Source organism: Streptomyces sp. NBC_01334 (assembly GCF_035983595.1).
Taxonomy (GTDB): Bacteria; Actinomycetota; Actinomycetes; order Streptomycetales; family Streptomycetaceae; genus Streptomyces; species Streptomyces coriariae.
Genome location: NZ_CP130718.1, coordinates 6,360,873 through 6,382,428, shown reverse-complemented (window position 1 = coordinate 6,382,428; position 21,556 = coordinate 6,360,873). Strand labels below are relative to the sequence as shown.

21 protein-coding genes are annotated in these 21,556 nt (G+C 71.4%); 8 read left to right on the top strand and 13 right to left on the bottom strand.

Going from position 1 to position 21,556, the window contains the following annotated elements; translation table 11 throughout:
- Window positions 1-160: 160 nt before the first annotated feature.
- The 7 genes from OG736_RS28800 to OG736_RS28770 form a co-directional block, all read right to left on the bottom strand.
- The gene (locus OG736_RS28800) at window positions 161-1,855 is read right to left on the bottom strand and encodes a dipeptide ABC transporter ATP-binding protein (protein ID WP_327184980.1); all 1,695 of its coding nucleotides are present in this window, start codon (window positions 1,853-1,855) and stop codon (window positions 161-163) included.
- Window positions 1,852-2,859 carry an ABC transporter permease gene (locus tag OG736_RS28795; protein WP_327184979.1) on the bottom strand — a complete coding sequence of 336 codons (1,008 nt, stop codon included), beginning with the start codon at window positions 2,857-2,859 and terminating at the stop codon, window positions 1,852-1,854. Before OG736_RS28795 ends, OG736_RS28800 begins: the two co-directional genes overlap by 4 nt.
- Window positions 2,856-3,905, bottom strand: a complete 1,050-nt coding sequence (locus tag OG736_RS28790; RefSeq protein WP_327184978.1) for an ABC transporter permease — start codon at window positions 3,903-3,905, stop codon at window positions 2,856-2,858. The genes OG736_RS28795 and OG736_RS28790 overlap by 4 nt, the downstream gene beginning before the upstream one ends.
- 4 nt (window positions 3,906-3,909) lie before the next feature.
- On the bottom strand, window positions 3,910-5,628 hold the full coding sequence (locus tag OG736_RS28785; protein ID WP_327184977.1) for an ABC transporter substrate-binding protein: 1,719 nt from the start codon (window positions 5,626-5,628) through the stop codon (window positions 3,910-3,912).
- A 196-nt stretch (window positions 5,629-5,824) separates the two neighbouring features.
- The gene (locus OG736_RS28780; protein ID WP_323178948.1) at window positions 5,825-5,920 is read right to left on the bottom strand and encodes an Ms4533A family Cys-rich leader peptide; all 96 of its coding nucleotides are present in this window, start codon (window positions 5,918-5,920) and stop codon (window positions 5,825-5,827) included.
- Window positions 5,921-5,990: 70 nt separating this feature from the next.
- Window positions 5,991-7,388 (bottom strand): DUF3152 domain-containing protein, encoded by a 1,398-nt coding sequence (locus OG736_RS28775; RefSeq protein ID WP_327184976.1) that lies wholly within the window; start codon window positions 7,386-7,388, stop codon window positions 5,991-5,993.
- Between the two features lie 7 nt (window positions 7,389-7,395).
- Window positions 7,396-8,367 (bottom strand): alpha/beta fold hydrolase, encoded by a 972-nt coding sequence (locus OG736_RS28770; RefSeq protein WP_327184975.1) that lies wholly within the window; start codon window positions 8,365-8,367, stop codon window positions 7,396-7,398.
- Between the two features lie 239 nt (window positions 8,368-8,606).
- On the opposite strand from OG736_RS28770, the gene OG736_RS28765 reads away from it, so the two are divergent.
- The 4 genes from OG736_RS28765 to OG736_RS28750 all read left to right on the top strand — a co-directional run bounded on the left by OG736_RS28765 (window position 8,607) and on the right by OG736_RS28750 (window position 10,516).
- A complete protein-coding gene (locus tag OG736_RS28765; RefSeq protein WP_327184974.1) occupies window positions 8,607-8,825 on the top strand; it encodes a hypothetical protein in 219 nt (72 codons plus the stop codon).
- 180 nt (window positions 8,826-9,005) lie between these two features.
- On the top strand, window positions 9,006-9,647 hold the full coding sequence (locus tag OG736_RS28760) for a TetR/AcrR family transcriptional regulator (protein WP_020130830.1): 642 nt from the start codon (window positions 9,006-9,008) through the stop codon (window positions 9,645-9,647).
- Between the two features lie 146 nt (window positions 9,648-9,793).
- Window positions 9,794-10,021, top strand: a complete 228-nt coding sequence (locus OG736_RS28755) for a DUF3107 domain-containing protein (protein WP_020130831.1) — start codon at window positions 9,794-9,796, stop codon at window positions 10,019-10,021.
- Between the two features lie 225 nt (window positions 10,022-10,246).
- A complete protein-coding gene (locus OG736_RS28750) occupies window positions 10,247-10,516 on the top strand; it encodes a hypothetical protein (protein WP_020130832.1) in 270 nt (89 codons plus the stop codon).
- Between the two features lie 69 nt (window positions 10,517-10,585).
- Here OG736_RS28750 and OG736_RS28745 read toward each other — a convergent pair whose 3' ends face one another.
- Entirely contained in the window at window positions 10,586-11,323 is a 738-nt protein-coding gene (locus OG736_RS28745) for a ferritin-like fold-containing protein (protein ID WP_020130833.1), read from the bottom strand.
- A 501-nt stretch (window positions 11,324-11,824) separates the two neighbouring features.
- Between OG736_RS28745 and OG736_RS28740 the strand changes: the two genes are divergently transcribed.
- Window positions 11,825-14,617, top strand: coding sequence for a DEAD/DEAH box helicase (locus OG736_RS28740; protein WP_327184973.1), 2,793 nt, complete (start codon window positions 11,825-11,827; stop codon window positions 14,615-14,617).
- A gap of 123 nt (window positions 14,618-14,740) precedes the next feature.
- Window positions 14,741-15,619: an alpha/beta fold hydrolase gene (locus tag OG736_RS28735; protein WP_327184972.1), complete on the top strand. Its 879-nt coding sequence runs from the start codon at window positions 14,741-14,743 to the stop codon at window positions 15,617-15,619.
- A 26-nt stretch (window positions 15,620-15,645) separates the two neighbouring features.
- On the opposite strand, the gene OG736_RS28730 is transcribed toward OG736_RS28735, so the two are convergent.
- Window positions 15,646-16,542 (bottom strand): NYN domain-containing protein, encoded by an 897-nt coding sequence (locus OG736_RS28730; protein WP_057603290.1) that lies wholly within the window; start codon window positions 16,540-16,542, stop codon window positions 15,646-15,648.
- A 196-nt stretch (window positions 16,543-16,738) separates the two neighbouring features.
- Between OG736_RS28730 and OG736_RS28725 the strand changes: the two genes are divergently transcribed.
- Window positions 16,739-16,891 carry a DUF8834 family protein gene (locus tag OG736_RS28725; RefSeq protein WP_171399326.1) on the top strand — a complete coding sequence of 51 codons (153 nt, stop codon included), beginning with the start codon at window positions 16,739-16,741 and terminating at the stop codon, window positions 16,889-16,891.
- A 73-nt stretch (window positions 16,892-16,964) separates the two neighbouring features.
- Here the strand turns inward: OG736_RS28725 and OG736_RS28720 are convergent, their stop codons facing one another.
- The 3 genes from OG736_RS28720 to OG736_RS28710 form a co-directional block, all read right to left on the bottom strand.
- A complete protein-coding gene (locus tag OG736_RS28720) occupies window positions 16,965-17,570 on the bottom strand; it encodes a MarC family protein (RefSeq protein WP_327184971.1) in 606 nt (201 codons plus the stop codon).
- A 54-nt stretch (window positions 17,571-17,624) separates the two neighbouring features.
- Window positions 17,625-18,482: a PHP domain-containing protein gene (locus OG736_RS28715; protein ID WP_327184970.1), complete on the bottom strand. Its 858-nt coding sequence runs from the start codon at window positions 18,480-18,482 to the stop codon at window positions 17,625-17,627.
- 289 nt (window positions 18,483-18,771) lie between these two features.
- Window positions 18,772-19,413 carry a DUF6758 family protein gene (locus tag OG736_RS28710; protein WP_327184969.1) on the bottom strand — a complete coding sequence of 214 codons (642 nt, stop codon included), beginning with the start codon at window positions 19,411-19,413 and terminating at the stop codon, window positions 18,772-18,774.
- A gap of 193 nt (window positions 19,414-19,606) precedes the next feature.
- Here OG736_RS28710 and OG736_RS28705 point away from each other — a divergent pair, with 193 nt between their 5' ends.
- Window positions 19,607-20,830 (top strand): MFS transporter, encoded by a 1,224-nt coding sequence (locus OG736_RS28705; protein WP_327184968.1) that lies wholly within the window; start codon window positions 19,607-19,609, stop codon window positions 20,828-20,830.
- Between the two features lie 61 nt (window positions 20,831-20,891).
- On the opposite strand, the gene OG736_RS28700 is transcribed toward OG736_RS28705, so the two are convergent.
- Window positions 20,892-21,476, bottom strand: a complete 585-nt coding sequence (locus OG736_RS28700) for a suppressor of fused domain protein (protein WP_327184967.1) — start codon at window positions 21,474-21,476, stop codon at window positions 20,892-20,894.
- Between the last annotated feature and the right edge of the window lie 80 nt (window positions 21,477-21,556).

Here is a 21,556-nt window from a genome sequence, read left to right as displayed (position 1 = left end):
CGGGACGAACGTATGCGGACAAGGTGGTGGTGCGACGGACGGTTGTCCGTCGCACCACCAAAAGGGGTGAACGGTCGTAACTTTCCCGTGCGGGTCGCGTTCCGTCGCGCTAGGAGATCATCCGACTGCGCAACGTCACGTCACACGCGCCACAGGGGCCTCAGGCCAGGGCCGGCTCCCGTCGTTCGGCGCGTCGGCGGGCGGCGACCGCCGGGTCGAGCGCCGGTACGGCGGCCAGCAGCTGCCGGGTGTACGGGTCCCGCGGCGACTCGTACACCTCGTCGGCGGGCCCCTCCTCGACGACACGGCCGCTCCGCATCACCGCGACCCGATCGCTGACCTGGCGCACCACGGCCAGGTCATGGGCGACGAAGACCAGCGCGAGACCGAGTTCGCGCTGGAGCTCGCCGAGCAGGGCGACGACCTGGGCCTGGGTGGTCACGTCGAGCGCGGAGACCGGCTCGTCGCACACGATGACGCGCGGGTCGGCCGCGAGTGCCCGCGCGATGCCCACGCGCTGGCGCTGACCGCCGCTGAACTCGTGCGGGTAGCGGTCGTAGTGCGCGGCTTCGAGCCCCACACGCTCCAGCAGTTCCGTCACGCGCCCCCTGACACGTGCCTCGTCCCTCCCCCGCACGCCCCGCACGCGTGCGCGGAGCGGGTCGGCGATGGACTCACCGACGCTGCGTCGGGGGTTGAGGGAGGAGACGGGGTCCTGGAAGACCATCTGCACGGTCGGGTTCACCCCGGACGACACCCGGCCCTCGAACCGGACCTCGCCGGCCGTCGGCTCCAGCAGTCCGACCAGCATCCGGCCGAGTGTCGTCTTGCCGCTGCCGCTCTCCCCGACCACGCCGAGGGTCTCGCCCCGGTGGACCGTCAGCGACACGCCGTCCACGGCCGCGAAGGCCCGCTTGCCGCGCCCGAACTCGCGGCGCAGCCCGTGCGCCTCCAGCACGACCTCGCCCGACGGCTCGGTGGCCGGACGCCGTCCGTCCGGCTGCGACCCGCCCGCGGCCGGCCGCTGTACGCCGGAACGCGGTACGTCCGGCTTCCGCGGCCCGGCCCCGACCGCGCGGCGTGCCTCCACCCGGGGCACGGCTCCGAGCAGCTCGCGTGTGTACGGCTGCGCGGGAGCCGCCAGAACGGCTTGGACCGGCCCGTGCTCGACGAGTCGGCCGTGCCGCATGACCAGCACCTCGTCGACGCTCTCCGCCGCCACGCCCACGTCGTGCGTGACCAGCAGCAGCCCCATGCCGGTGTCCTCGCGCAGGGCGTGCAGCAGGTCGAGGATCTGGGCCTGGACGGTCACGTCGAGCGCGGTCGTCGGCTCGTCGGCGATCAGCAGGTCGGGTTCGCAGGCCAGCGCCATGGCGATGAGGGCGCGCTGGCGCATGCCGCCGCTGAACTCGTGCGGGCGCGACCGGGAGCGCCGGACCGGGTCGGGAATTCCCACCCTGTCCAGGACCTGCACCGCACGCGCGCGTGCCGTTCGGCGCGACACACGCGTGTGCACGCGGTACACCTCGGCGATCTGGTCGCCGATCGCGTAGTACGGGTCGAGGGAGGACAGCGGGTCCTGGAAGACCATCGCCGCCCGGCCGCCGCGCAGCCGCCGCAGTTCCTCGTCGGACGCGGCCTGTACGTCGGTCCCGGCGACCCGCACCGAGCCGCCGACGGCGGCCCCTGTGCCCCGGTGCAGCCCCAGGAGGGCCGAGGCGACCGTGGACTTGCCGGAGCCTGACTCGCCGACGAGGCCGAGGGCGGCGCCCTCCGCCAGGCGGAAGGAGAGGCCGTCGACGGCGCGCAGCGCGCCGAACTCGACCGTCAGGTCCGTGACTTCCACCAGGCTCATGCGAGCACCACCCGTCGGTCTGCCACCGCGTACAGGACGTCCGCGACGGCGTTGGCGAGGACCACGAAGAAACCGATGACCAGAACCATCCCGACGACCACCGGAAGGTCCACGACATTGACCGCGTGCACCAGTTCCTGGCCGATGCCGGGGAGCCCGAAGAGGGTCTCGGTGAGCACCGCGCCGCCGACCGCTGAGCCGAAGTTGTTGGCGTTCAGCGCGATGACCGGCGCGAACGCCCCGCGCAGCGCGTGCCGCCCGATGATCGACCGCTCGTCGACGCCGTACGCGCGGAAGGTGCGGATGTGGTCCTCGGCAAGGGTCTCCAGCATCGACGAGCGGGTCAGCCGGGCGAACGAGGCCGCCTCGATGAGGGCGAGCGAGAGCCAGGGCAGCAGCAGGTTCCACGCCCACTGTTCGGGGTCGTCGGTGAGGTTCACGTACTGCGGGAAGGGCAGCAGTTCGAGCTCGCCGCAGACGACGATCATCAGGATGAGGCCGATCACGAACACGGGCGTGGCCGTGCCGGCCAGGGTGACGGCGGTCAGGACGCGCTCGGTGAGCCGCCCGCGCCGCCAGGCCGAGAGCACACCGGTGCCGACGCCGAGGACCAGCCAGACCACCATCGCGCCGAGGACGAGCGACAGGCTCACCGGCAGTTTGGTCAGGATCAGCCGGGTGACCTGCTGGTCGCTCTGGTACGACAGCCCCAGGCAGGGCGCCGGGCAGTGCTCCATGGAGGTGCCGGTCGAGTAGTCCTGGCCGACGACGAGACCCTCGACGAAGTGCCAGTACCGCACGTAGAGGGGTTCGTCGAGGCGCAGTTGCTCGGCGACCTGGTGCACCTGCGCCGGCGAGCAGCGCGGCCCGCAGGTGATCTGGGCGACGTCGCCGGGGGTGACGTAGAAGACGACGTAGACGATCACCGAGATGGCGAACAGGGTGAGGATCGTGCCGATGCCCCGGCGCAGCACGAAGCCGCCGAAGCCGCCGAGACCGCTCATGAGGTCGTCTCCTTCTCGCCGGCGGTGTCCGCTCGGTGCTCCCGCCGGCGGCCCGTCCCCACCCGCAGCCGGGACGCCGCACGCGGGTCCAGCGCCGTGCGCACGCCGTCGCCGAGGACGGTCAGCGCGAGGACGGTCACGAAGAGGGCGCCGGCGGGCAGCAGCAGGTACTGCGGGGCCGCCTGGTACCAGACGTCGGCGGCGGTGAGCATCTGTCCCCAGGACGGCGTCGGCGGCTTCACGCCGACGCCGAGGAAGGACAGCGCGGCCTCGACGGTGATGTTCTGCGGTACGAGCAGCGCCGCGTAGGTGATGACGGGGGCGGCGAGCCCGGGCAGCAGTTCCCGGCGGGCGATCGGCCAGGTGCCCCAGCCGCTGAGCCGGGCCGCCGAGACGTGGTCGAGCCCCTTGAGGGTGAGCGTCTGGGCGCGCACCAGCTTGGCGATGTTGCCCCAGGAGAGCAGCCCGATGACCAGGGTGACCAGGACGGGCCGGGGGAAGCTCGCCGGGACGATCGCGAGCAGTGCCAACGACATGATCATCAGCGGCAGCGCGACGAAGATGTCGGTGATCCGGCTCAACAGTTGATCAACCCATCGGCTGCCGAGCGCGGCGGCGATGCCGAGGGTGACGCCGATGGCGATCTGGATGACGGTCGCGGCCAGCGCGACGCCCAGCGACACCCGGGCGCCGTGGACGAGACGGGCGAACAGATCGCGTCCGGTCTGCGGTTCGACGCCGAGCCAGTGGTCGCCGCCGATGCCGCCCAGCGGGCCGACGGGCACGCCCCCGCGCGCGGAGTCGATGAGGGAGGGGTGGTAGGTGGTCGGGTCCTGGCCCTCGAGGGCGGTGAGCAGCGGCGCGGCGAGCGCGACCAGGACGAGCAGCGCGACGACGACCGCCGCGACGAGGGTGGCGCGCTGCGCACGCAGCCGCCGCCAGAACTGACGGGCGCCCGAGGCCCCCGGGACGGACGCGGGGTCCGTACCGGGGGCCTGGGCGGCGATGACGGCCTCGGCGGCCGCCTTGGTGACTGCCTCGCTCACGGTGCTACTTCACCGCGACCTGCGAGGGATCCAGGACGCCGTCCCAGTCGCTGATGACGATGTTGCGGATGTCCTCGCCGTAGAGCCGCTTGTAGACGGGGTGGAACAGCGGCACGGTCAGCGCCTGCGCGCCGATCTTCTTGTCCAGGGCGCCCCACCTCTTGGCGGCGGCGTCGAGGTCGGTCAGCTTGTTGATCGCGTCGATCTCGGCATTGACCGACTTGTCGTTCAGGAAGCCCGTGTTGAAGTTGGCGCCGTCCTCGACGATCTGCCGGCCGTCGAAGATCGGGGCGAGGAACGGACCGCCGGAGGGCCAGTCGGCGCCCCAGTGGGCCAGGAAGAAGCCGGGCTCGGTCTTCACGTCGTGGATCGTGTCGGAGTAGTCGTTGTCCTCCAGGCCCTGGAGCTTGACGGTGATGCCGGCCTTCTTGAGCGCGTCCTGGATCGCGGTCGCGATCTCCGGGCTGGTCTCGAAGTCCTGGCTGTTGGAGTGGGTGAGGGTGATGGTCAGCCCGTTCGGGTGACCGGCCTGCTTCAGCAGCTCCTTGGCCTTCGCCGCGTCGCCCGTGCTGCCCGCCGGGAAGAGGTCGTAGGGCTCGTAGCCGAAGGACTTCTGGTTCGGCAGGTAGGTGGTGGCGGCCTCGGCGAGCGACGAACCGCCCGCCGCGTTGACGACCGACGACCGGTCGACGGCGTACGAGATCGCCTGCCGCACCCTGATGTCGTCGAACGGCTTCACGTTCGGGTTGAACGCGATGTAGTTGGTGTAGCCGAAGTGGCCGGTGCCGACCCGCGCGGCGAGTTCCTTGTCGCCGCTGACCTTGGCGAGTTCGGCCGGGCCGAGGTTGGTGTCCGTGGTGATGGCGGCGGCGTCCGCCCCCTGGGACGCGGACAGCCGCTGGTTGATCACCGAGGAGTCGAGCCCGGACCGTACGTCGATCTTGTCGGGGTACGCCTTGCGTTCGGCGTCCGTCTTCGCCGACCAGTAGGTGTTGCGCTCCAGGGTGAGCCGCTCGCCGTCGTTCTCGTTCTTGACGACCTTGTAGGGGCCGGACGAGACCGGGTGCTCCTCGTACTTCGTGCCGGTGTCCTTGGCCTTCGGGACGGGCGCGAACTGCGTCTGCGTGGCCAGGTACGGGAACTCGCCCTCGGGCTTGTTCAGATGGAAGACGATCGTCCGGCTGTCCGGCGTCTCGATGGCGGCGAGACCCTTGGAGTCCTTGTACGGCCCCTGGTAGTCGGCCGCGCCGACCAGCCAGTCCCGCAGGTAGGGCGCACCGCCGGAGAGCTCGGGCGCGAAGGACCGCTCGATGCCGTACTTGATGTCGGCCGAGGTGATCGCGGTCCCGTCCTCGTACTTCAGGCCCTCCTTGAGGGTGTACGTCCACTCGGTGGCGTCCTTGTTGGGGCGGCCGGTGTCGGTGGCGAGGTCGGGAACGACCTCGGTGCCGGGGGCGCCGTTCTCACGGTTGCGCGTGGTGAGGGTTCTGAAGACCAGGGTGGGGACCTTGCCGCCGCCGGAGGTGTAGAGGCGGGCCGGGTCGAAGTCCTGCTGGGGGTTGCGGTTCAGGACGGTGAGCGTCCCGCCCTGGTGCGGGGCGGAGTCGCCGCCGGAGGCCTTGGCATCGTTGTCCTCAGGTCCGCAGGCGGCGGCGCCCGCGGCCACCACCAGGCTGACGGATGCCGCGGCGACGCGGCGCGCTATGAGGGACGGGTGACGCATCGGAATGACGACCTCTCGGTTGGCGGTCTCGCCGCCCCTGCCGGGGCATCTCGGTATCCGAGACATGTGGACGAGGAGTGAGACGAACGTGAACAGACGTCTGCCCCGGCGCCGGGTCGTCGAAGAGCCGTGGCCGTGACCGGGTCACGGCTCGGAGAGAAGAGGAAATTCGCGACGCACGCGCCTGAGGGCGGCGTCAGCGACAGTGGATGTCGGCCACGCAGAGCGCGGTCACGCCGAAGAGCGCCAGCTCGATGGCGGCGCTGCTGTCGACGGGATGACTAGACCACATACGCAGCAATATGGAGGAACTTTTTGGGCATGTCAACGCGCCCCATGAGGCACCTGTCCGTCTCTGAGGCTCAACTGCCGGGATAGGGCCAGGCGTTGGGCAGGCAGTGGATCCCGTCGTGGTCGAGGAACTTCGTCTGCTGCTGCATGACGGGCGCCAGGTCGCCGTCCTTGTCACAGGTGACATGGCTGTAGCCGAGGCGGTGGCCGACCTCGTGGTTGATCAGCATCTGGCGGTAGGCGTACATCTTGTCGCCGAAGGTCTCCGACCCCTGGGCCCACCGGTATGCGTTGATCATCACGCGTTCGGTGGCGGCCGAGTCACAGGAGACGTTGTCCTCCGTGGTGTCCAGACCGGACTTGTCGCACCACACGGCGGTGGTGCCCGGACTGGCGAGCGTGATGACGAAGTCGGCCTCGCCCGACTGGATCCGCTCGAAGGTGCGGGCGCCGTCGTGGGCCCAGCTGCGGGGGTCGTTGAGCGTCTTCTGCACGGCCTGCGCGAAGAGTTCGCCGTCGAGCCCGAGGCCCTGTTCCACGTCCACGCGGTAGGTGTACTTCTGCCCCTTGCCGGGCGCCTTGTCGACGCCCGCGACGGCGTCGAACTTTCCCGAACCCTTGAGCTTGGCGCCGAGCGCGTACTTCATGTCCATCCGCTGCGCGTACGTCAGCGTGGCCGCGGCGCCGGGCGCGCCGGCGGACACGGACGGGCTCGGCCGGTCCTCCCCGCGCGCGGCGTCGTCGTCCACGGCCTCACGGGTCTGCCCGGAGGCGGACTGCGACCGGACGGAGTCGTCGTCCCGGCCGGTGGCGACCTGTCCGGCCACCACGACGGCCAGCACTGTGGTGACGGCGGCGGCCGCGATACCGGCGAACGCCCGCCCCTTGACTCCCTGGGCGGTCGCGGGCTCGCCGGTGGGCGGCGTGTCGCCGCCGTCGATGGCGGCCGGGCCGGTGGTACGGAAGGCAGCCTCCCGGTCGGTGTCGGTGGAGTAGGGATCCTGCTCACGCACGCGCGTGGCGGCGGACGGCCTCCTCGCGCGCGTGAAGACGTCCTCGTCGTCCTCACCGAAGGCGTCGAGGTACTCCTGACGCGGGCCCTGACGGGAACCTTGGCGAGGGCCCTGACGCGGACCGTCCTGGGGTATGGGTCGCTGACGCGGTATCACGGGCTGCCCGGTACCCGCTGATCGTCCCCTCAAGTCACCCCAGCCGCCCCCGCCTTCACGCTGCTCGGGGTGACCGCCCCGCACCTGCGGGAACCCATGGGCCGGAGTTCCGTCGGGAAACGGAAAGCGGGGCACTCCGTGCGAGGGGGTTCCGTCGTACCCCGGGGGCGGCACCTGGACGCGGGCGCCGCGCGGGTCCCCCTGGGGGGACGGCTCCGGAGGAGCCCCCTGCGACGCGCCCTTGGAGCCGCCTTTGGCGGCACTCCTGGGCGCGGGTCCACGCCGGCTGTGGCGTCCCACGTAGGTCTCAGCCTCCCGAGGTCTTGGTCGCGGTGTCGGCGAGCAGCTCCCGGAACGCCTTCGCCACCGTCTCGGGATACTCCATCATCGCCACGTGCCCGGCGTCGGGCAGCGTGAGCAGGCGGGAGTCACGGAAGGTACGGGCGGCCCGCTGCGCCATGCGGAAACCGACGAGCTGGTCGCGACCACCGTAGACCAGGAGGGTCGGCGCGAGGACGCGCTCGGCCTGGCGCCACAGCCCGTGCTGACCGCCCAGCGTGTACGCGCTGAGCAGGCCGCGCGTGGAACGCGTCATCGCGTCCCAGAAGTACGGCAGCTGAAGGCGCCGCTCCAGCTCCTCCACCGCATGGCGGAACGCGTCCGGGCTGACCCGCCCGGGATCGCCGTAACAGAGCGCCGTGACGCCGCGGACGCGCTGCTCGGCGGTCCACTCCCGGGTGAACCTGGTGAAGAGCGCGGCCACGCCGGGCAGCCCGACCAGTCCGGTGGGCACCGCCGTCCGCTGCACCCGCAGCTCGGGCAGCGCGGGTGACACCAGTGTCAGCGTCCGCACGAGGTCGGGCCGGACCGCGGCGACGCGCGTGGACACCGCGCCGCCGAGGGAGTTGCCGAACAGGTGCACGGGTCCGCGGTCGACGGCGTCGAGATAGCGGATGACGGCACGCGCGTGTGCCGTGATGGAGTAGTTGCCGTCGTCCGGCGGCGGGGAGTCGCCGAAGCCCGGCAGATCCACGGCCTCGCTCGCCACCACCCCGTCGAGCAGCGCCATCAGCGCGGACCAGTTCTGCGAGGAACCGCCCAGGCCGTGCACGTACAGCGCGGGCTCGAGCCCCTCGCGCGCGGGCGGCCTGGAGCGGACGGTGAGCGTGACGCCCGGCAGGCCGACCGACCGGAGCCGCTCGCCCTCGGCCACCCGGACCGCGATCGCCTTCGGCAGCACACTGGTGGGCGGCACGGAAGGCAGCTCGGTCGAAGACATGCGGGCAATGTTACGAGACGATCACGCGCGCTTTTGTGTGTTCGCCGTCACACGCGCGGGTCGCGCGCGCGGGGCTCACAGCGCCCCGGCGCCGCGCCGGAGCCATACCCACGCCAATCGGGGGCACTCCGCACAGCGATCGCATGGCGTCCGAAACGGGTGTCTCCTAGGCTCGTACCGAGGGCACCCGCTTGTGGCCCCTGCACCTCGCAGGGACGTTCGTAGGAAGGGAGCCCACCATGGCCGTTGACCCCACCGACCCGGAGACGTTCGAAGAGGACGACGACTTCGGGGAGATCGACGTCGAGGCGCCGGAGAACGACGCCGCCGAGCAGTCCAAGGACGTGATCCCGAGGCGCGACGACTCCCTGGAGGACGTGGATCCCGCCCGGGGCGACGAAGCCGATCTCGTCGAACAGGCCCGCGTCGTCTCCCTCGACGAGGACGACTATCGCTGACATGCGCCGAGCTGGAGCGCGGCGGAGTATGCCCGTAACATCCCGGTCCAAACCTGTTTACACCACTTTTGCCGTCGTCCAGTCCGTGAAATTCTGCACGCGCACCGCGCACAGCAGGGTTACCGAAAAGTACGATGGCGTCGCGGCGCTCACCGCATGAGGACCACTTTGGGAGGCGGCGTGACAGCCATCGAGCAGACAGAGGCGGCGCGCCCGCGAGGCACCCGCCTGCCGCGCCGTGCCCGACGGAACCAGCTGCTGGGCGCCGCCCAGGAAGTCTTCGTGGCGCAGGGCTACCACTCCGCCGCCATGGACGACATCGCGGAGCGGGCCGGAGTCAGCAAGCCGGTGCTCTACCAGCACTTCCCCGGCAAGCTCGACCTCTACCTGGCCCTGCTGGACCAGCACTGCGAGTCGCTCATCCAGGCCGTGCGCGGCGCGCTCGCCTCGACGACCGACAACAAGCAGCGGGTCCGGGCCACGATGGACGCGTACTTCGCCTACGTCGAGGACGACGGCGGAGCCTTCCGCCTGGTCTTCGAGTCGGACCTGACGAACGAGCCCGCGGTGCGCGAGCGCGTCGACAAGGTCACCACCGAGTGCGCCGAGGCGATCTGCGAGGTCATCGCGGAGGACACCGGCCTCTCGCGCGCGGAGTCGATGCTGCTCGCCTCGGGTCTGGGCGGCCTCGCCCAGGTCGTGGCGCGGTCCTGGCTGCACAGCGACCGCAGCGTGCCGCGCGACCAGGCGGTGCAGCTGCTGGCCTCGCTGGCCTGGCGGGGCATCGCCGGTTTCCCGCTGCACGGCACCGATCAGCACTGACCGCGGGGACGCCCGGCCGTTTGTTCCCGCCCGCTGTTCGCTCCTGGCGTGGACGGCCGCGCCGTGAACGTCCCCTCACCGGGCTAATGTGTGCAGCGTACGGCGCGGACGCCCGCGCACCTCATGACCGTCGGAGGGACATAGCCGTGGAGGTCAAGATCGGCGTGCTGCACGCACCCCGCGAGATCGTTCTGGAGAGCGGTCAGACTCCCGAGGAAGTCGAGCGCGTGGTGGCCGAGGCCCTGGCCGGAAAGTCGCAGCTGCTCAGCCTCGTGGACCAGCACGGCCGCAAGGTCCTGGTTCCGGCCGACCGCCTTGCCTACGTCGAGCTGGGCGAGCCCGCCCCGCGCAAGGTGGGCTTCGGCGCTCTGTAGGCGAAGCAACGCGAGTGGGGCCCGGCGACCATCTGGTCGCCGGGCCCCACTCGCGTTCTCGCGGCCGGACATCCCCGCCGCCGGATCGCCGGCCGGTTTCGCTGTCGGCGTCTTCTCCACAGATGGAGCACAAGTCGGCCACAGAGGAGGATTGCATTCCGCAGGTCACGGGTATGACGGGCTACGACCTTGGTGCACAGCCCCAACCGTCCGGGAGGGACCCACATGATCTTGGAAGCGCTCGGCTCCGCTGTGCTCGGTCTCGTGCTCGCGTGGGCGGCGGTCCACCGCTTCTCGCACCGTCTGCCGGTGCGCACCCTCGTCTTCGCGACCGGCGTCGCCGGAGCCCTGTTCGGTGACTTCGTCACCCACAGCGCGCTGGGCCCCGGCACCGCCCTGGCGAGTCTGCTCGGCGCGGGGATCGTCTCCGCCGCCTCGCTCTCCCTGCTGCTGCGCCCGGCCGGCCGACTCCGCCGGCGGTCGGCCCCGGCCTGAGCCCGGCGACGGCCGGCGGGAAAGGGCCCGCGCGGCCGCTCTCCTGCGCCGTCGCCGGCCGAACAGGCCCTAGGCCGCCAGCCCCAGCGCCGCCATCCGCTTGGTGTGCGCCTCGGTGATCCGGGAGAACATCCGGCCGACCTCGGCGAGGTCGAAACCGTCCGCGACACCGCCCACGAGCATCGTCGACAGCGCGTCGCGGTCCGCGACCACCCGCTGGGACTGCGACAGGGCCTCACCCATCAGCCGCCGCGCCCACAGCGCGAGCCGTCCGCCCACCCGCGGGTCGGCGTCGATCGCGCCACGCACGCGGTCCACCGCGAAGCCGGCGTGGCCGGTGTCGTCGAGCACGGCCAGCACCAGGGCGCGGCTGTCGGTGTCCAGGCGCACCGCGACCTCGCGGTAGAAGTCGCTGGCGATCGAGTCGCCGACGTACGCCTTGACGAGGCCCTCCAGCCAGTCCGACGGGGCCGTCTGCCGGTGGAAGCCGTCGAGCGCGGCGACGAACGGCTCCATCGCCAGCGTGGGCTCCTCACCGATCTCGGTGAGCCGGTTGCGCAGCCGCTCGAAGTGGTGGAACTCGGCCGACGCCATCTTCGCCAGCTCCGCCTTGTCCTCCAGCGTCGGCGCCAGCTTGGCGTCCTCCGCGAGCCGCTCGAACGCCGCCAGCTCGCCGTACGCCAGCGCACCCAGCAGATCCACGACCGCGGCCCGGTACTGCGGGTCGGCCGAGGCCGTCGTCCAGTCCTGTGCGGCGATGCCGGTGGCGGTGTTCTCAGGCTTGTCAGAGGTCGTCATGAAGCGCACAATAGCCCGCTCGTCGCACGGGGGAAGTCCCTGGTCAATCAGTGTGACAACGAAGACGTACGGGACCACCCCAGGCACTGTGACAACCACAACGTGACCGAATCGGCCATCGCGTGTGCGCGATTCCGGGGTATGGTGGTAATGCGCCTGCCGAATATTCGACGGGCCGCACGTATGAGGATGCCCGGTCGGTGGCCCGATCGGCTCCGACCCGACAGCCCTCCTCGCCCGTACGGCACTGTGCGTACGGAAACCCGGAGGGGACCCCCTCAGCGGTACGAGCGCTAGAGCGTCGGCAGAGGTCCCGTGTCCTGACGGCTGGCCCGTGAGGCAGTCGACGTCCCCCGGCACGGTCCTGACACGACCCCCGCGCTCGCCTCGCACCGCGCACACAGAAGAGGCAGCACCCTGACTACCACGTTCCGAGAGCTCGGCATTCTTTCCGAGACCGCTGAGGCCCTTGAGGCCGTCGGCATCATCAGTCCCTTCCCCATCCAGGAGATGACGCTCCCCGTGGCCCTCACGGGCACGGACGTCATCGGCCAGGCCAAGACCGGCACCGGCAAGACGCTCGGCTTCGGACTCCCGCTCCTCGAGCGCGTGACCGTCCCCGCCGACGTCGAGGCCGGCCGCGCCCGGCCCGAGGACCTCACCGACGCCCCGCAGGCGCTCATCGTCGTCCCCACGCGTGAGCTGTGCACGCAGGTCACCAACGACCTGCTGACCGCGGGCAAGGTGCGCAACGTACGCGTCCTCGCCATCTACGGCGGACGAGCCTACGAGCCCCAGGTCGAGGCCCTCAAGAAGGGCGTCGACGTGGTCGTCGGCACCCCGGGCCGACTGCTGGACCTCGCGGGCCAGAAGAAGCTCGACCTCAAGCACATCAAGTCGCTCGTCCTGGACGAGGCCGACGAGATGCTCGACCTGGGCTTCCTGCCCGACGTCGAGAAGATCATCAACATGCTTCCGGCGAAGCGCCAGACCATGCTGTTCTCGGCGACCATGCCGGGCGCGGTCATCGGCCTCGCCCGCCGCTACATGTCGCAGCCCACGCACATCAACGCCACGTCGCCGGACGACGCCGGCCGGACCGTGGCGAACACCAAGCAGCACGTGTACCGCGCGCACAACATGGACAAGCCCGAGATGGTGGCGCGCATCCTCCAGGCCGAGGGCCGCGGCCTGGTCATGGTGTTCTGCCGTACCAAGCGCACCGCCGCCGACCTGGCCGACCAGCTCCAGCAGCGCGGTTTCGCCTCCGGCGCGGTCCACGGCGACCTCGGCCAGGGCGCCCGTGAGCAGGCGCTGCGCGCCTTCCGCAACGGCAAGGTCGACGTCCTCGTCTGCACCGACGTGGCCGCCCGCGGCATCGACGTCGAAGGCGTCACGCACGTCATCAACTACCAGTCCCCCGAGGACGAGAAGACCTACCTGCACCGCATCGGCCGTACCGGCCGCGCGGGTGCCAAGGGCATCGCGGTCACGCTGGTCGACTGGGACGACATCCCGCGCTGGCAGCTCATCAACAAGGCGCTGGAGCTCGAGTTCAGCGACCCGCCGGAGACGTACTCCACCTCTCCGCACTTCTTCGAGGAACTCGGCATTCCCGCGGGCACCAAGGGCGTTCTGCCGCGCTCGGAGCGCACCCGCGCCGGGCTCGACGCGGAGGAGCTCGAGGACCTCGGCGAGCCGGGCGGCCGCGGAGCGCGCGGTCGCAGCGACCGGGGCGGTCGTGGTGACCGCGGTGGCCGTGGTGACCGGGGCGGTCGCGGTGACCGAGGCGGTCGCGACGACCGCGGTGGCCGCGGCGAGTCCCGTTCCGGCGACCGGACCGCGGAGCAGACCGAAGAGCGCGAGCGCTCGGCCCGTGCGCCCCGTCGCCGTCGTCGTACGCGCAACGGCTCCCCGCTCGACGCGACGCCCGCCGGGACCACGGCCGCCGAGCAGGCCCCCGTGGCCGAGCCGACGCCCGTGGCGGAGGAGACCGCAGGCCCGCGTACTCCGCGCCGTCGGCGCCGCACCCGCAACGCGTCCGCGCACGAGGCCGCCGTCGTGACGGCCGTGCCGGCCGGCGCGGCGACCGTCGAGCCCGTCGCCGAGGTCGCGGAAGCGGCCGTGGCGACCGCCGAGGGCACCGCTCCGCAGGCAGCTCCGGAGACCGTGGCCGCGCCGCGCCGCCGTCGTACCCGCAAGACCGCGGAGACCGTGCAGACCGTGCAGACCGCACCGGTCACGGTGACGGAGTCGCCGGCCGCCGAGGCCGCTGTCGACACCGCGGAGGCGACGGAGGCCAAGCCGCGCCGCCGCACCCGCAAGGCGACGGCTCCGGCCGAAGCCGTGGTCGAGACCGTCGAGGCCCCGGAGGCCATCGCGGCCACCGAGACCGTGGTCAAGCCGCGTCGCACCCGCAAGACGGCAGCCGCGGCCCCGGCCGAAGCCGCCGTCGACACGGCCGAGGCGACCGAGGCCAAGCCCCGCCGCCGCACCACCCGCAAGGCCACCGCCCCCGAGACGACGGCCACCACGGCCGACATCCCGGCCCAGGCCACCCAGGAAGCGGAAGCCACCAAGCCGCGCCGCACCCGCAAGACCGCCGCCACCACCCCGGCCCCGGCCGAGGCCGAGACCGCGGTCGACACGGCGGAGGGTACGGAGGCCAAGCCGCGCCGCCGCGCCACGCGCAAGGCGACGGTCCCGGCCGAAACCGCGACGGACACGGTCGAGGCCACCGAGGCCAAGCCGCGCCGTACGCGCAAGGCGGCTGCCACGGCCCCCGCGGCCCCGGCGACCGTCGAGGCCCCCGCGGCCGCCGAGCCCGAGGCCAAGCCGCGCCGCACCCGTAAGGCAGCGGCTCCGGCCGAGGTCGCGGTCGACACGGCCGAGGCCACGGAGGCGAAGCCGCGCCGTACCCGCAAGGCCGCCGCCACGGCGACGGAGCCGATCGCGGAGGCCGCCGCGGCCGCCGCCGCTGCGGTCAAGCCGCGTCGCACCCGCAAGACGGCAGCCGCGGCCCCGGCCGAAGCCGCCGTCGACACGGCCGAGGCGACCGAGGCCAAGCCCCGCCGCCGCACCACCCGCAAGGCCACCGCCCCCGAGACGACGGCCACCACGGCCGACATCCCGGCCCAGGCCACCCAGGAAGCGGAAGCCACCAAGCCGCGCCGCACCCGCAAGACCGCCGCCACCACCCCGGCCCCGGCCGAGGCCGAGACCGCGGTCGACACGGCGGAGGCGAAGCCCAGGGTGCGTCGCACCCGCAAGGCGGCGGCTACCGCCGAGCCCGCGGACGGCTGATCCACCGGCATGGCATGACGGCCCGACGGCCCGGTCCCTCCTCGGCGAGGGGCTGGGCCGTCGGCGTTCCCGGGAGAGGTACCACCGACGGCGCGCGGTGGGCCCTCCCGGTAGCCTCGGGGCGTGACCAGGCCCAGCACCAGCAGCCCCTTCCCGCCGCCCGCCGGCGCGCTCTCGTATCCGCTGCGGACCGAGCGCGGCGAGTTCGCCGTCGTCGACGCGCCCGTGCCCGCCGGTGTCGAGCAGCGGGGTGTCGCGCTGCTGATGCCCGGCTTCACCGGGAGCAAGGAAGATTTCCACCGGATGCACGAGCCGCTCGCGGCCCGCGGCTACCGGACCATCGCCGTGGACGGGCGCGGGCAGAACGAGTCCGACGGACCGGCTGTCGACGAATCCGCCTACGCCCGCGAGGAGTTGGCGCGGGACGTGCTGGCGCAGGCGGCGGCTCTCGACACCCCTGTGCACCTGATGGGGCACTCCCTCGGCGGTCAGATCGCCCGTGCCGCCGTGCTTCTGGACCACTCCCCCTTCCTGTCGTTCACGCTCGTCGCCTCGGGCCCGGCCGAGATCTCGGAGTCCCAGAAGCAGCGCGTGAAACTGCTGCACGACGCGCTCGCGGTGATGACGATGCCGGAGGTGTGGGAGGCGATCCTGGCGATGGGTCCGCCGGAGGAGGTCGGCGGTCCGGCCCGCGGCCCCGGCGACCCCGAGCTGTTGCGACGGCGCTGGCTGAACCACAAGCCCGCTCAACTCCTGGCGACCGGGCGCCAGTTGTGCGTGGAACCGAACCGAGTCGGTGAACTCGCCGCCGTTCCGCTGCCGTTCCATGTCCTGTCGGGTGCGCGGGACGACACCTGGCCGGTGTCCCTCCTCGACGACATGGCCGTGGAGCTGCGGGCGCACCGGACGGTCGTCCCGGGCGCCGAGCACTCGCCGAACCAGGACCAGCCGTTGCCGACGGCCCACGCGCTCGCCGACTTCTGGGACCGCCACCCCTGGTGACAGGGTTCCGTCCGGCCGGTCAAGCCCTAGTACTGCGTCTGCACGTGCTCCCAGAAGCCGTCCCGCAGGGCGCGTCTCAGGTCGGCCTGGCCGCGCAGGGAGTACTGGAGGATGCCTTCCGCCTCCACGAGGAGATCCTGGTCGACGGAGCCCGGGAGGTAGGGGTGGCCCGGCAGCAGCTCGGCCAGCGACTCCCTGCCCCGCGCCGCCAGCCACTTCGCCGCCACCTGCGCGCCGACGAAGCGGACGGCCTCACGGGTGGGCCGGTTGGCACCGGGGCCCTCGTAGGCCGGTGCGGTGCGCCGTGAGACGTACGGCTTGAAGAAGTCGAGGTCGAGGGTGCGCTGGCTGTCGACCTCCCAGAGCAGCGGCTCGGCCTGGTTGCGGCCTTCCGGCGCCTCGATGCCCCAGAGGTGCACCCGGGCGCCGTACCCCTGCGCGGCCTCCACCGCCGAGACCAGGTCCTCGTCGCCGCCCAGCAGGGCCGCGTCGCTGATGGCGCGGTGCCGGGCCAGGGACTCCAGGTCGGTCCGGATCAGCGAATCGACGCCCTTCTGTTGGTTGTTGGCGTTCAGATTACCCAACCGCACCTTCACGTCCGGCAGTTCGGCGATGGACTGCTGCTCGGAGGTGTGGATGCGGCGCCGGGCGCCGTCGTACCAGTAGACGCGCAGCAGCCGGCTGTCGGCGAAGATCGAGCGGGCGCGGTCGATGAGCGCCTCGATCAGGCCCTCGGCGTCGAGATCGAAGGCCCGGCGGTCCTCGGTCCCGGCCACCAGACGCCCCGCGGCCGCGTACAGGTACCCCGCGTCGACGAAGATCGCATGGGTCGAGGGTGTCTTGGCCACCTCGGCGAGCATGCGTGTCAGCAGCGCGTTCGTGCGGTCGATGCGGTCGGCGAGGGCCGGGAGGTCGTCGTTCATCGCCTCCATTGTTCCGGTGGTCACGCTGCGAACACAACCGGTCCCGTTCAGTCTCCGCAAACCCACTTACTCGTCAGTAATTAGTCGTTCGAAAAATTTCTTTAGCGTAGGGAATGTTTGTAACACGCATCCCGTTGACTCCCTGTGTAACCAAGTAGTTCTCCTCAGGAGGATGACCAGACGAAGGGAGAAGCCAATGCGCTTCGAAATCATGCGACTCGACGACGTCGACGGCACGCCCGTGGACTGCACCGTCGTAGACGCCGCCTCCGTCAACCGGATCGTTCAGCAGGCCGCCGCCATCGGGCAGCGGCTGTGGATCCGTCCGGCCGACACCTCGGCCTCGTAACACGGGTCCCCCAACAGGTTTCAGAGCCCCCCACGGCGATGCCGTGGGGGGCTCTGCTCGTACCGGGGTCCGGTCAGCCTGCCCGGATCACCTGAGTGATCCCGTTGATGATCTGCTGCACGGCGATCGCGGAGAGCATCATGCCCGCGAGCCGTGTCACCAGGACCACGCCGCCGTCCTTGATGACGCGGATGATCAGCAGCGAGTAGCGCATCACCAGCCACAGCACGACGTGGATGGCGAGGATGGCCACCCACACCGACACCCGCATCGCCGCACTGTCGGCCTTCTGCACGGCGAGGATGACGGACACGATCGCACCGGGCCCGGCCAGCAGCGGCATGCCCAGCGGGACGAGCGCGACGTTGACGTCCTTGGTCTGCTTCGGCTCGTCGGTCTTGCCGGTGAGCAGGTCGAGGGCGATCAGCAGGAGCAGCAGCCCGCCCGCGATCATCAGCGCAGGGACGGAGACATGCAGATAGTCGAGGATCTGGTGCCCGAGGAGCCCGAAGACGGTGATGACGCCGCCGGCCACGCAGACCGCCTGGAAGGCCATCCGCTTCTGCACCTTGCCGGGGCGCCCGGCGGTCAGCGCGAGGAAGATCGGGGTGATCCCGGGGGGATCCATGATGACAAAAAGGGTGAGGAAGAGGGAGCCGAAGACGGCGACGTCGAACATCAGTGCGGAAGCCTTGCGGGAAAGGGGGTGGGCCGGGACGCGTGGAGGTGAGCCTCAGGCTCCGCCGGTGCCCGGCACCGGGAACGCGCCGGTGGCGCGCCGGGTGATCTCCCCGTACACCTCGGGGTCGGTCGTGTACTCGCCGAGCACGCAGGTCTTGCGGCTGCCGTGGTAGTCCGACGAGCCGGTGACCAGCAGCCCCAGATCGGCCGCGAGCCCGCGCAGCCGCGCGCGCGTGTCCGCGTCGTGGTCCATGTGGTCGACCTCGATGCCGTCGAGACCTGCAGCCGCCAGTTCGGCGACCACGGACTCCGGCACCGTACGACCGCGCTTGCTCGCACCCGGGTGCGCGAAGACGGTGACCCCGCCGGCGCCCTTGACCAGCCGGATCGCCTCGAAGGGGTCGGTCTCGTGCTTCTCGACGTGGGCCCGGCCGCCGTCGGACAGCCAGTCCTCGGTGAAGGCGTCGTTCACGGTCGGCACGACGCCGAGTTCCACCAGGGCGGTGGCGACGTGCGGCCGCCCGACGGAACCCTCGCCCGCGATCCGCGCGACCTGCTCCCAGGTGACGGGGACGCCCAGCTCGTTGAGCCTGGCGACCATCGCCCGTGCCCGCGGCACCCGGTCGTCGCGCACCAGCTCACGCTCGGCGAGCAGGGCGGGCTCCTCGGGGTCGAACAGATAGGCCAGCATGTGCATGCTGATGCCGTCGACACGGCAGGACAGCTCGGCACCGGTCACCAGCGTGAGCCCCCGCGGCAGCGCGGCGACGGCCTCGGCATATCCCCGGGTGGTGTCGTGATCGGTCAGCGCGACGACGTCCAGACCGGCCGCGCCCGCGTTGCGGACCAGCTCGGCCGGGGTGTCCGTGCCGTCGGAGGCCGTGGAGTGGCAGTGCAGATCGATGCGCACGACGCAGACTCCAGGCGGTGACAGGACGGAAGGGGACGCTTCAGCATAGCCGGTAATCACGCCACCCCCGTCACACCCAAAACCACCAAGCACCCCCTACACGCACCCCACAGAACCCCCGGGCCACGACACACGAACGTCACCGATCCCCCGACCCGACGCCGCGACACACGCACGACACCGGCCACCCCTCAGGGGCGCGGGGAACTGCGCGACCAGCCACGACGGTGCGGCAGACACCCACGACCGGAAGCGCGACGCGCCCCCGTCAGTCCGGCCCAGCGGAGCGCTAGGGCTTGAGCAGGCGCGGCGACAGCGCCCCGCACGGCACCAGTTCCACCTCGGCCCCCGCGTCCCGCAGATCCGTGAGCACCAGCTCGTCGTACATCAGCAGCCCGGACTGCTCGGGCCACACCACCGCCCACAGCCACAGCCCGCGCGCCTCCCCCGCGAAGACGGCCCGGTCGTCCGGGGTGGCGGAGACATGCCAGAGCGGGGTGGGACGGCCGGCGGCCAGGACCTTGGCCTGCGGGGGTTTCTCGACGCTCATGTACGGACCGGGGTCCGGCCCGTCGACACCGGCATAACGCGCGCCGAGCCCGACGCCCAGCTCCTCGGCGACCAGGATCAGCTCACCCATACCGCCGAGCGGTCCCGGTCCCGAGCAGGCCACCGCGCTGGCACGGCCTCCACTGCGGTCGTCCCCCGCGTACGTCACGCCGGTGAAGAGCCAGCCGACCGGCAGCGGCCACGGCATCCACACCGGCACCTGCGTGCGATGCACGACGACGCTGAGAGCCTCGACGCTGGGCGGGATCACGGGCTGAAGCGGATGCACCGTCCCGTGCACATCGCACTGCCAGGAATCGGCGAAGAGTCCGGGAGCCCTGACCCGGCCACCACACTTCGGGCAACTGGGTTCGCCCCTCATAGAGCCCCACGGTCCTACCCGAGCACGCCCACGTCAAGGACGATCACCCGTCCGGACGGAAGTGACCGCCCCGCGACCGCCCCGGCCGGCCCTCGACCACCCCTCGCCTCGATATAGATGTAACTTGCATTAATTAGGCGATCTAACTTATCGTGTGTATATACCAACTACCTTCCGAGGGGTGAGCGGAACCATGGATTCATTCGATGCGGGAGCCGGAAGCATCCTGCGACAGCCGAAGGCGGTGTGGGCGACGGCCGGCGCGTCCGTCGTCGCCTTCATGGGCATCGGCCTCGTCGACCCGATCCTGCCGTCCATCGCCCAGGGACTGGACGCCACGGCCGGCCAGGTCTCCCTGCTCTTCACCTCGTACTTCCTGATCACCGCGTTCGCGATGCTGGTCACCGGCTTCGTCTCCAGCCGCATCGGCGGCCGCAGGACGCTGCTGGTCGGCCTCGCCCTCGTCGTCGTCTTCGCGGGCCTCGCGGGCACCTCGGGCTCGGTCGGCGAACTCGTCGGCTTCCGGGCCGGCTGGGGACTCGGCAACGCGCTCTTCGTGTCGACCGCCCTCGCGGTGATCGTCGGCTCGGCGGCCGGCGGCAGCGCGGCCGCCATCCTGCTGTACGAGTCCGCCCTCGGCCTCGGCATGGCGTGCGGACCGCTGCTCGGCGCGCTGCTCGGCGACGCCAGCTGGCGCTACCCGTTCTTCGGCACCGCGTTCCTGATGGCGATCGGCTTCCTGTGCATCACGGTGTTCCTGAAGGACCAGCCGAAGCCGGCCCGGAAGATCTCCGTCCTGGACCCGATCAAGGCGCTCGGGCACGGCGGTCTCGCCTCCGCCGCGGCCTCGGCGTTCTTCTACAACTACACGTTCTTCACCGTGCTGGCCTTCACCCCGTTCGTGCTGAACATGACCCCCTACAAGTCGGGGGCGGTGTTCTTCGCCTGGGGCGTGCTGCTCGCCGTCTTCTCGGTCCTCGTGGCGCCCCGGCTCCAGGAGCGGTTCGGCTCGCTGAAGGTGCTCGGCGGCTCGCTGGTGCTGCTCGCCGTCGACGTGTTCGTCCTCGGGTACGGCGACCACACCACGGCGATCGTCTGCACCATCCTGTCGGGCGCGTTCATCGGCGTGAACAACACCGTCTACACCGAGTTGGCGCTCGGCGTCTCGGACGCCCCGCGTCCGGTGGCGAGCGCCGGCTACAACTTCGTGCGGTGGTTCGCCGCCGCGGCCGCGCCCTACTTCGCGCCGAAGATCGAGGAGTGGACCGACATCCATGTCCCGTTCGCCGTCGCGGCGGTCACCGCGCTGCTCGGCGCGGTCGTGGTCGTCGTCCGACGCAAGGCGCTCACCGGCGAAGCCGAGGCACTGGAACCGCAGCACGCGTCGGAGGACGGGGTCTCGGTCTTCGCCGACTGAGCCGACCGGCCGTCAACTGACGATCGAAACCCTAGTGTTGGTGACATCGGTCACCCGGACCTCAATCGAGCGGGACGGACTTCCGGGACGGATCCCGGAGGTCCGTCCCGTTCGTCAGCCAGCGCTCCTGGAGGGCCTGGGCGCCGTGCACGCGCTTCCAGGCGGCCTCGTTGGGGGTCATGGGGAGCAGGGGCAGGAAGCGGACCGGATCGAGGGGCTCGTCGAGGTCGAGATCGTCGACCAGACCGCCCGGCTCGGCGACCAGGACCGAGGTGAACGGGGCGCCCGGCCACAGGGGTTCACCCACGTCGAGGGAGCTGCCGGGAGCCACGACCACACCCTCGACCTGCGGGGACGCGGCGAGCACGGCCAGCGGGCGGAGCACCTTGTCGGTGTCGGACGCGCCGGGCCGGACGGACAGCACCAGCTCGGCACGCGGTCCCTCGACGGGGTCGGCGAGCATCGCCGTCGGGTCGCTCATCGGCTGCGCGGACATGCCGAGCGTGGCGTAGCGGACGACGTCGCCCTCGTGGAAACGCAGCACCTCGAGGCGGTCCGTACCGAGGAAGGTGACCGCGGCGCGGGCGTCCGGCTCGCCCAGCGCGCTGCGCAAACGAGCCTCGACCAAGGGAAGAACATCAACCATGCGGCGAGCATAGAACTCGTCGGTGCTGGGCAAAGCAGCGCCTTGACACTTCAGTCGACTGCTATTCTGGCCCGGTGGTT

Coding starts and splice junctions, on each gene's coding strand:
- OG736_RS28800 (WP_327184980.1), bottom strand. CDS start 1,855: ATGAGCCTGGTGGAAGTCACGGACCTGACGGTCGAGTTCGGCGCGCTG.
- OG736_RS28795 (WP_327184979.1), bottom strand. CDS start 2,859: ATGAGCGGTCTCGGCGGCTTCGGCGGCTTCGTGCTGCGCCGGGGCATC.
- OG736_RS28785 (WP_327184977.1), bottom strand. CDS start 5,628: ATGCGTCACCCGTCCCTCATAGCGCGCCGCGTCGCCGCGGCATCCGTC.
- OG736_RS28780 (WP_323178948.1), bottom strand. CDS start 5,920: ATGTGGTCTAGTCATCCCGTCGACAGCAGCGCCGCCATCGAGCTGGCG.
- OG736_RS28770 (WP_327184975.1), bottom strand. CDS start 8,367: ATGTCTTCGACCGAGCTGCCTTCCGTGCCGCCCACCAGTGTGCTGCCG.
- OG736_RS28765 (WP_327184974.1), top strand. CDS start 8,607: ATGGCCGTTGACCCCACCGACCCGGAGACGTTCGAAGAGGACGACGAC.
- OG736_RS28750 (WP_020130832.1), top strand. CDS start 10,247: ATGATCTTGGAAGCGCTCGGCTCCGCTGTGCTCGGTCTCGTGCTCGCG.
- OG736_RS28740 (WP_327184973.1), top strand. CDS start 11,825: ATGACGCTCCCCGTGGCCCTCACGGGCACGGACGTCATCGGCCAGGCC.
- OG736_RS28730 (WP_057603290.1), bottom strand. CDS start 16,542: ATGAACGACGACCTCCCGGCCCTCGCCGACCGCATCGACCGCACGAAC.
- OG736_RS28725 (WP_171399326.1), top strand. CDS start 16,739: ATGCGCTTCGAAATCATGCGACTCGACGACGTCGACGGCACGCCCGTG.
- OG736_RS28720 (WP_327184971.1), bottom strand. CDS start 17,570: ATGTTCGACGTCGCCGTCTTCGGCTCCCTCTTCCTCACCCTTTTTGTC.
- OG736_RS28710 (WP_327184969.1), bottom strand. CDS start 19,413: ATGAGGGGCGAACCCAGTTGCCCGAAGTGTGGTGGCCGGGTCAGGGCT.
- OG736_RS28705 (WP_327184968.1), top strand. CDS start 19,607: ATGGATTCATTCGATGCGGGAGCCGGAAGCATCCTGCGACAGCCGAAG.
- OG736_RS28700 (WP_327184967.1), bottom strand. CDS start 21,476: ATGGTTGATGTTCTTCCCTTGGTCGAGGCTCGTTTGCGCAGCGCGCTG.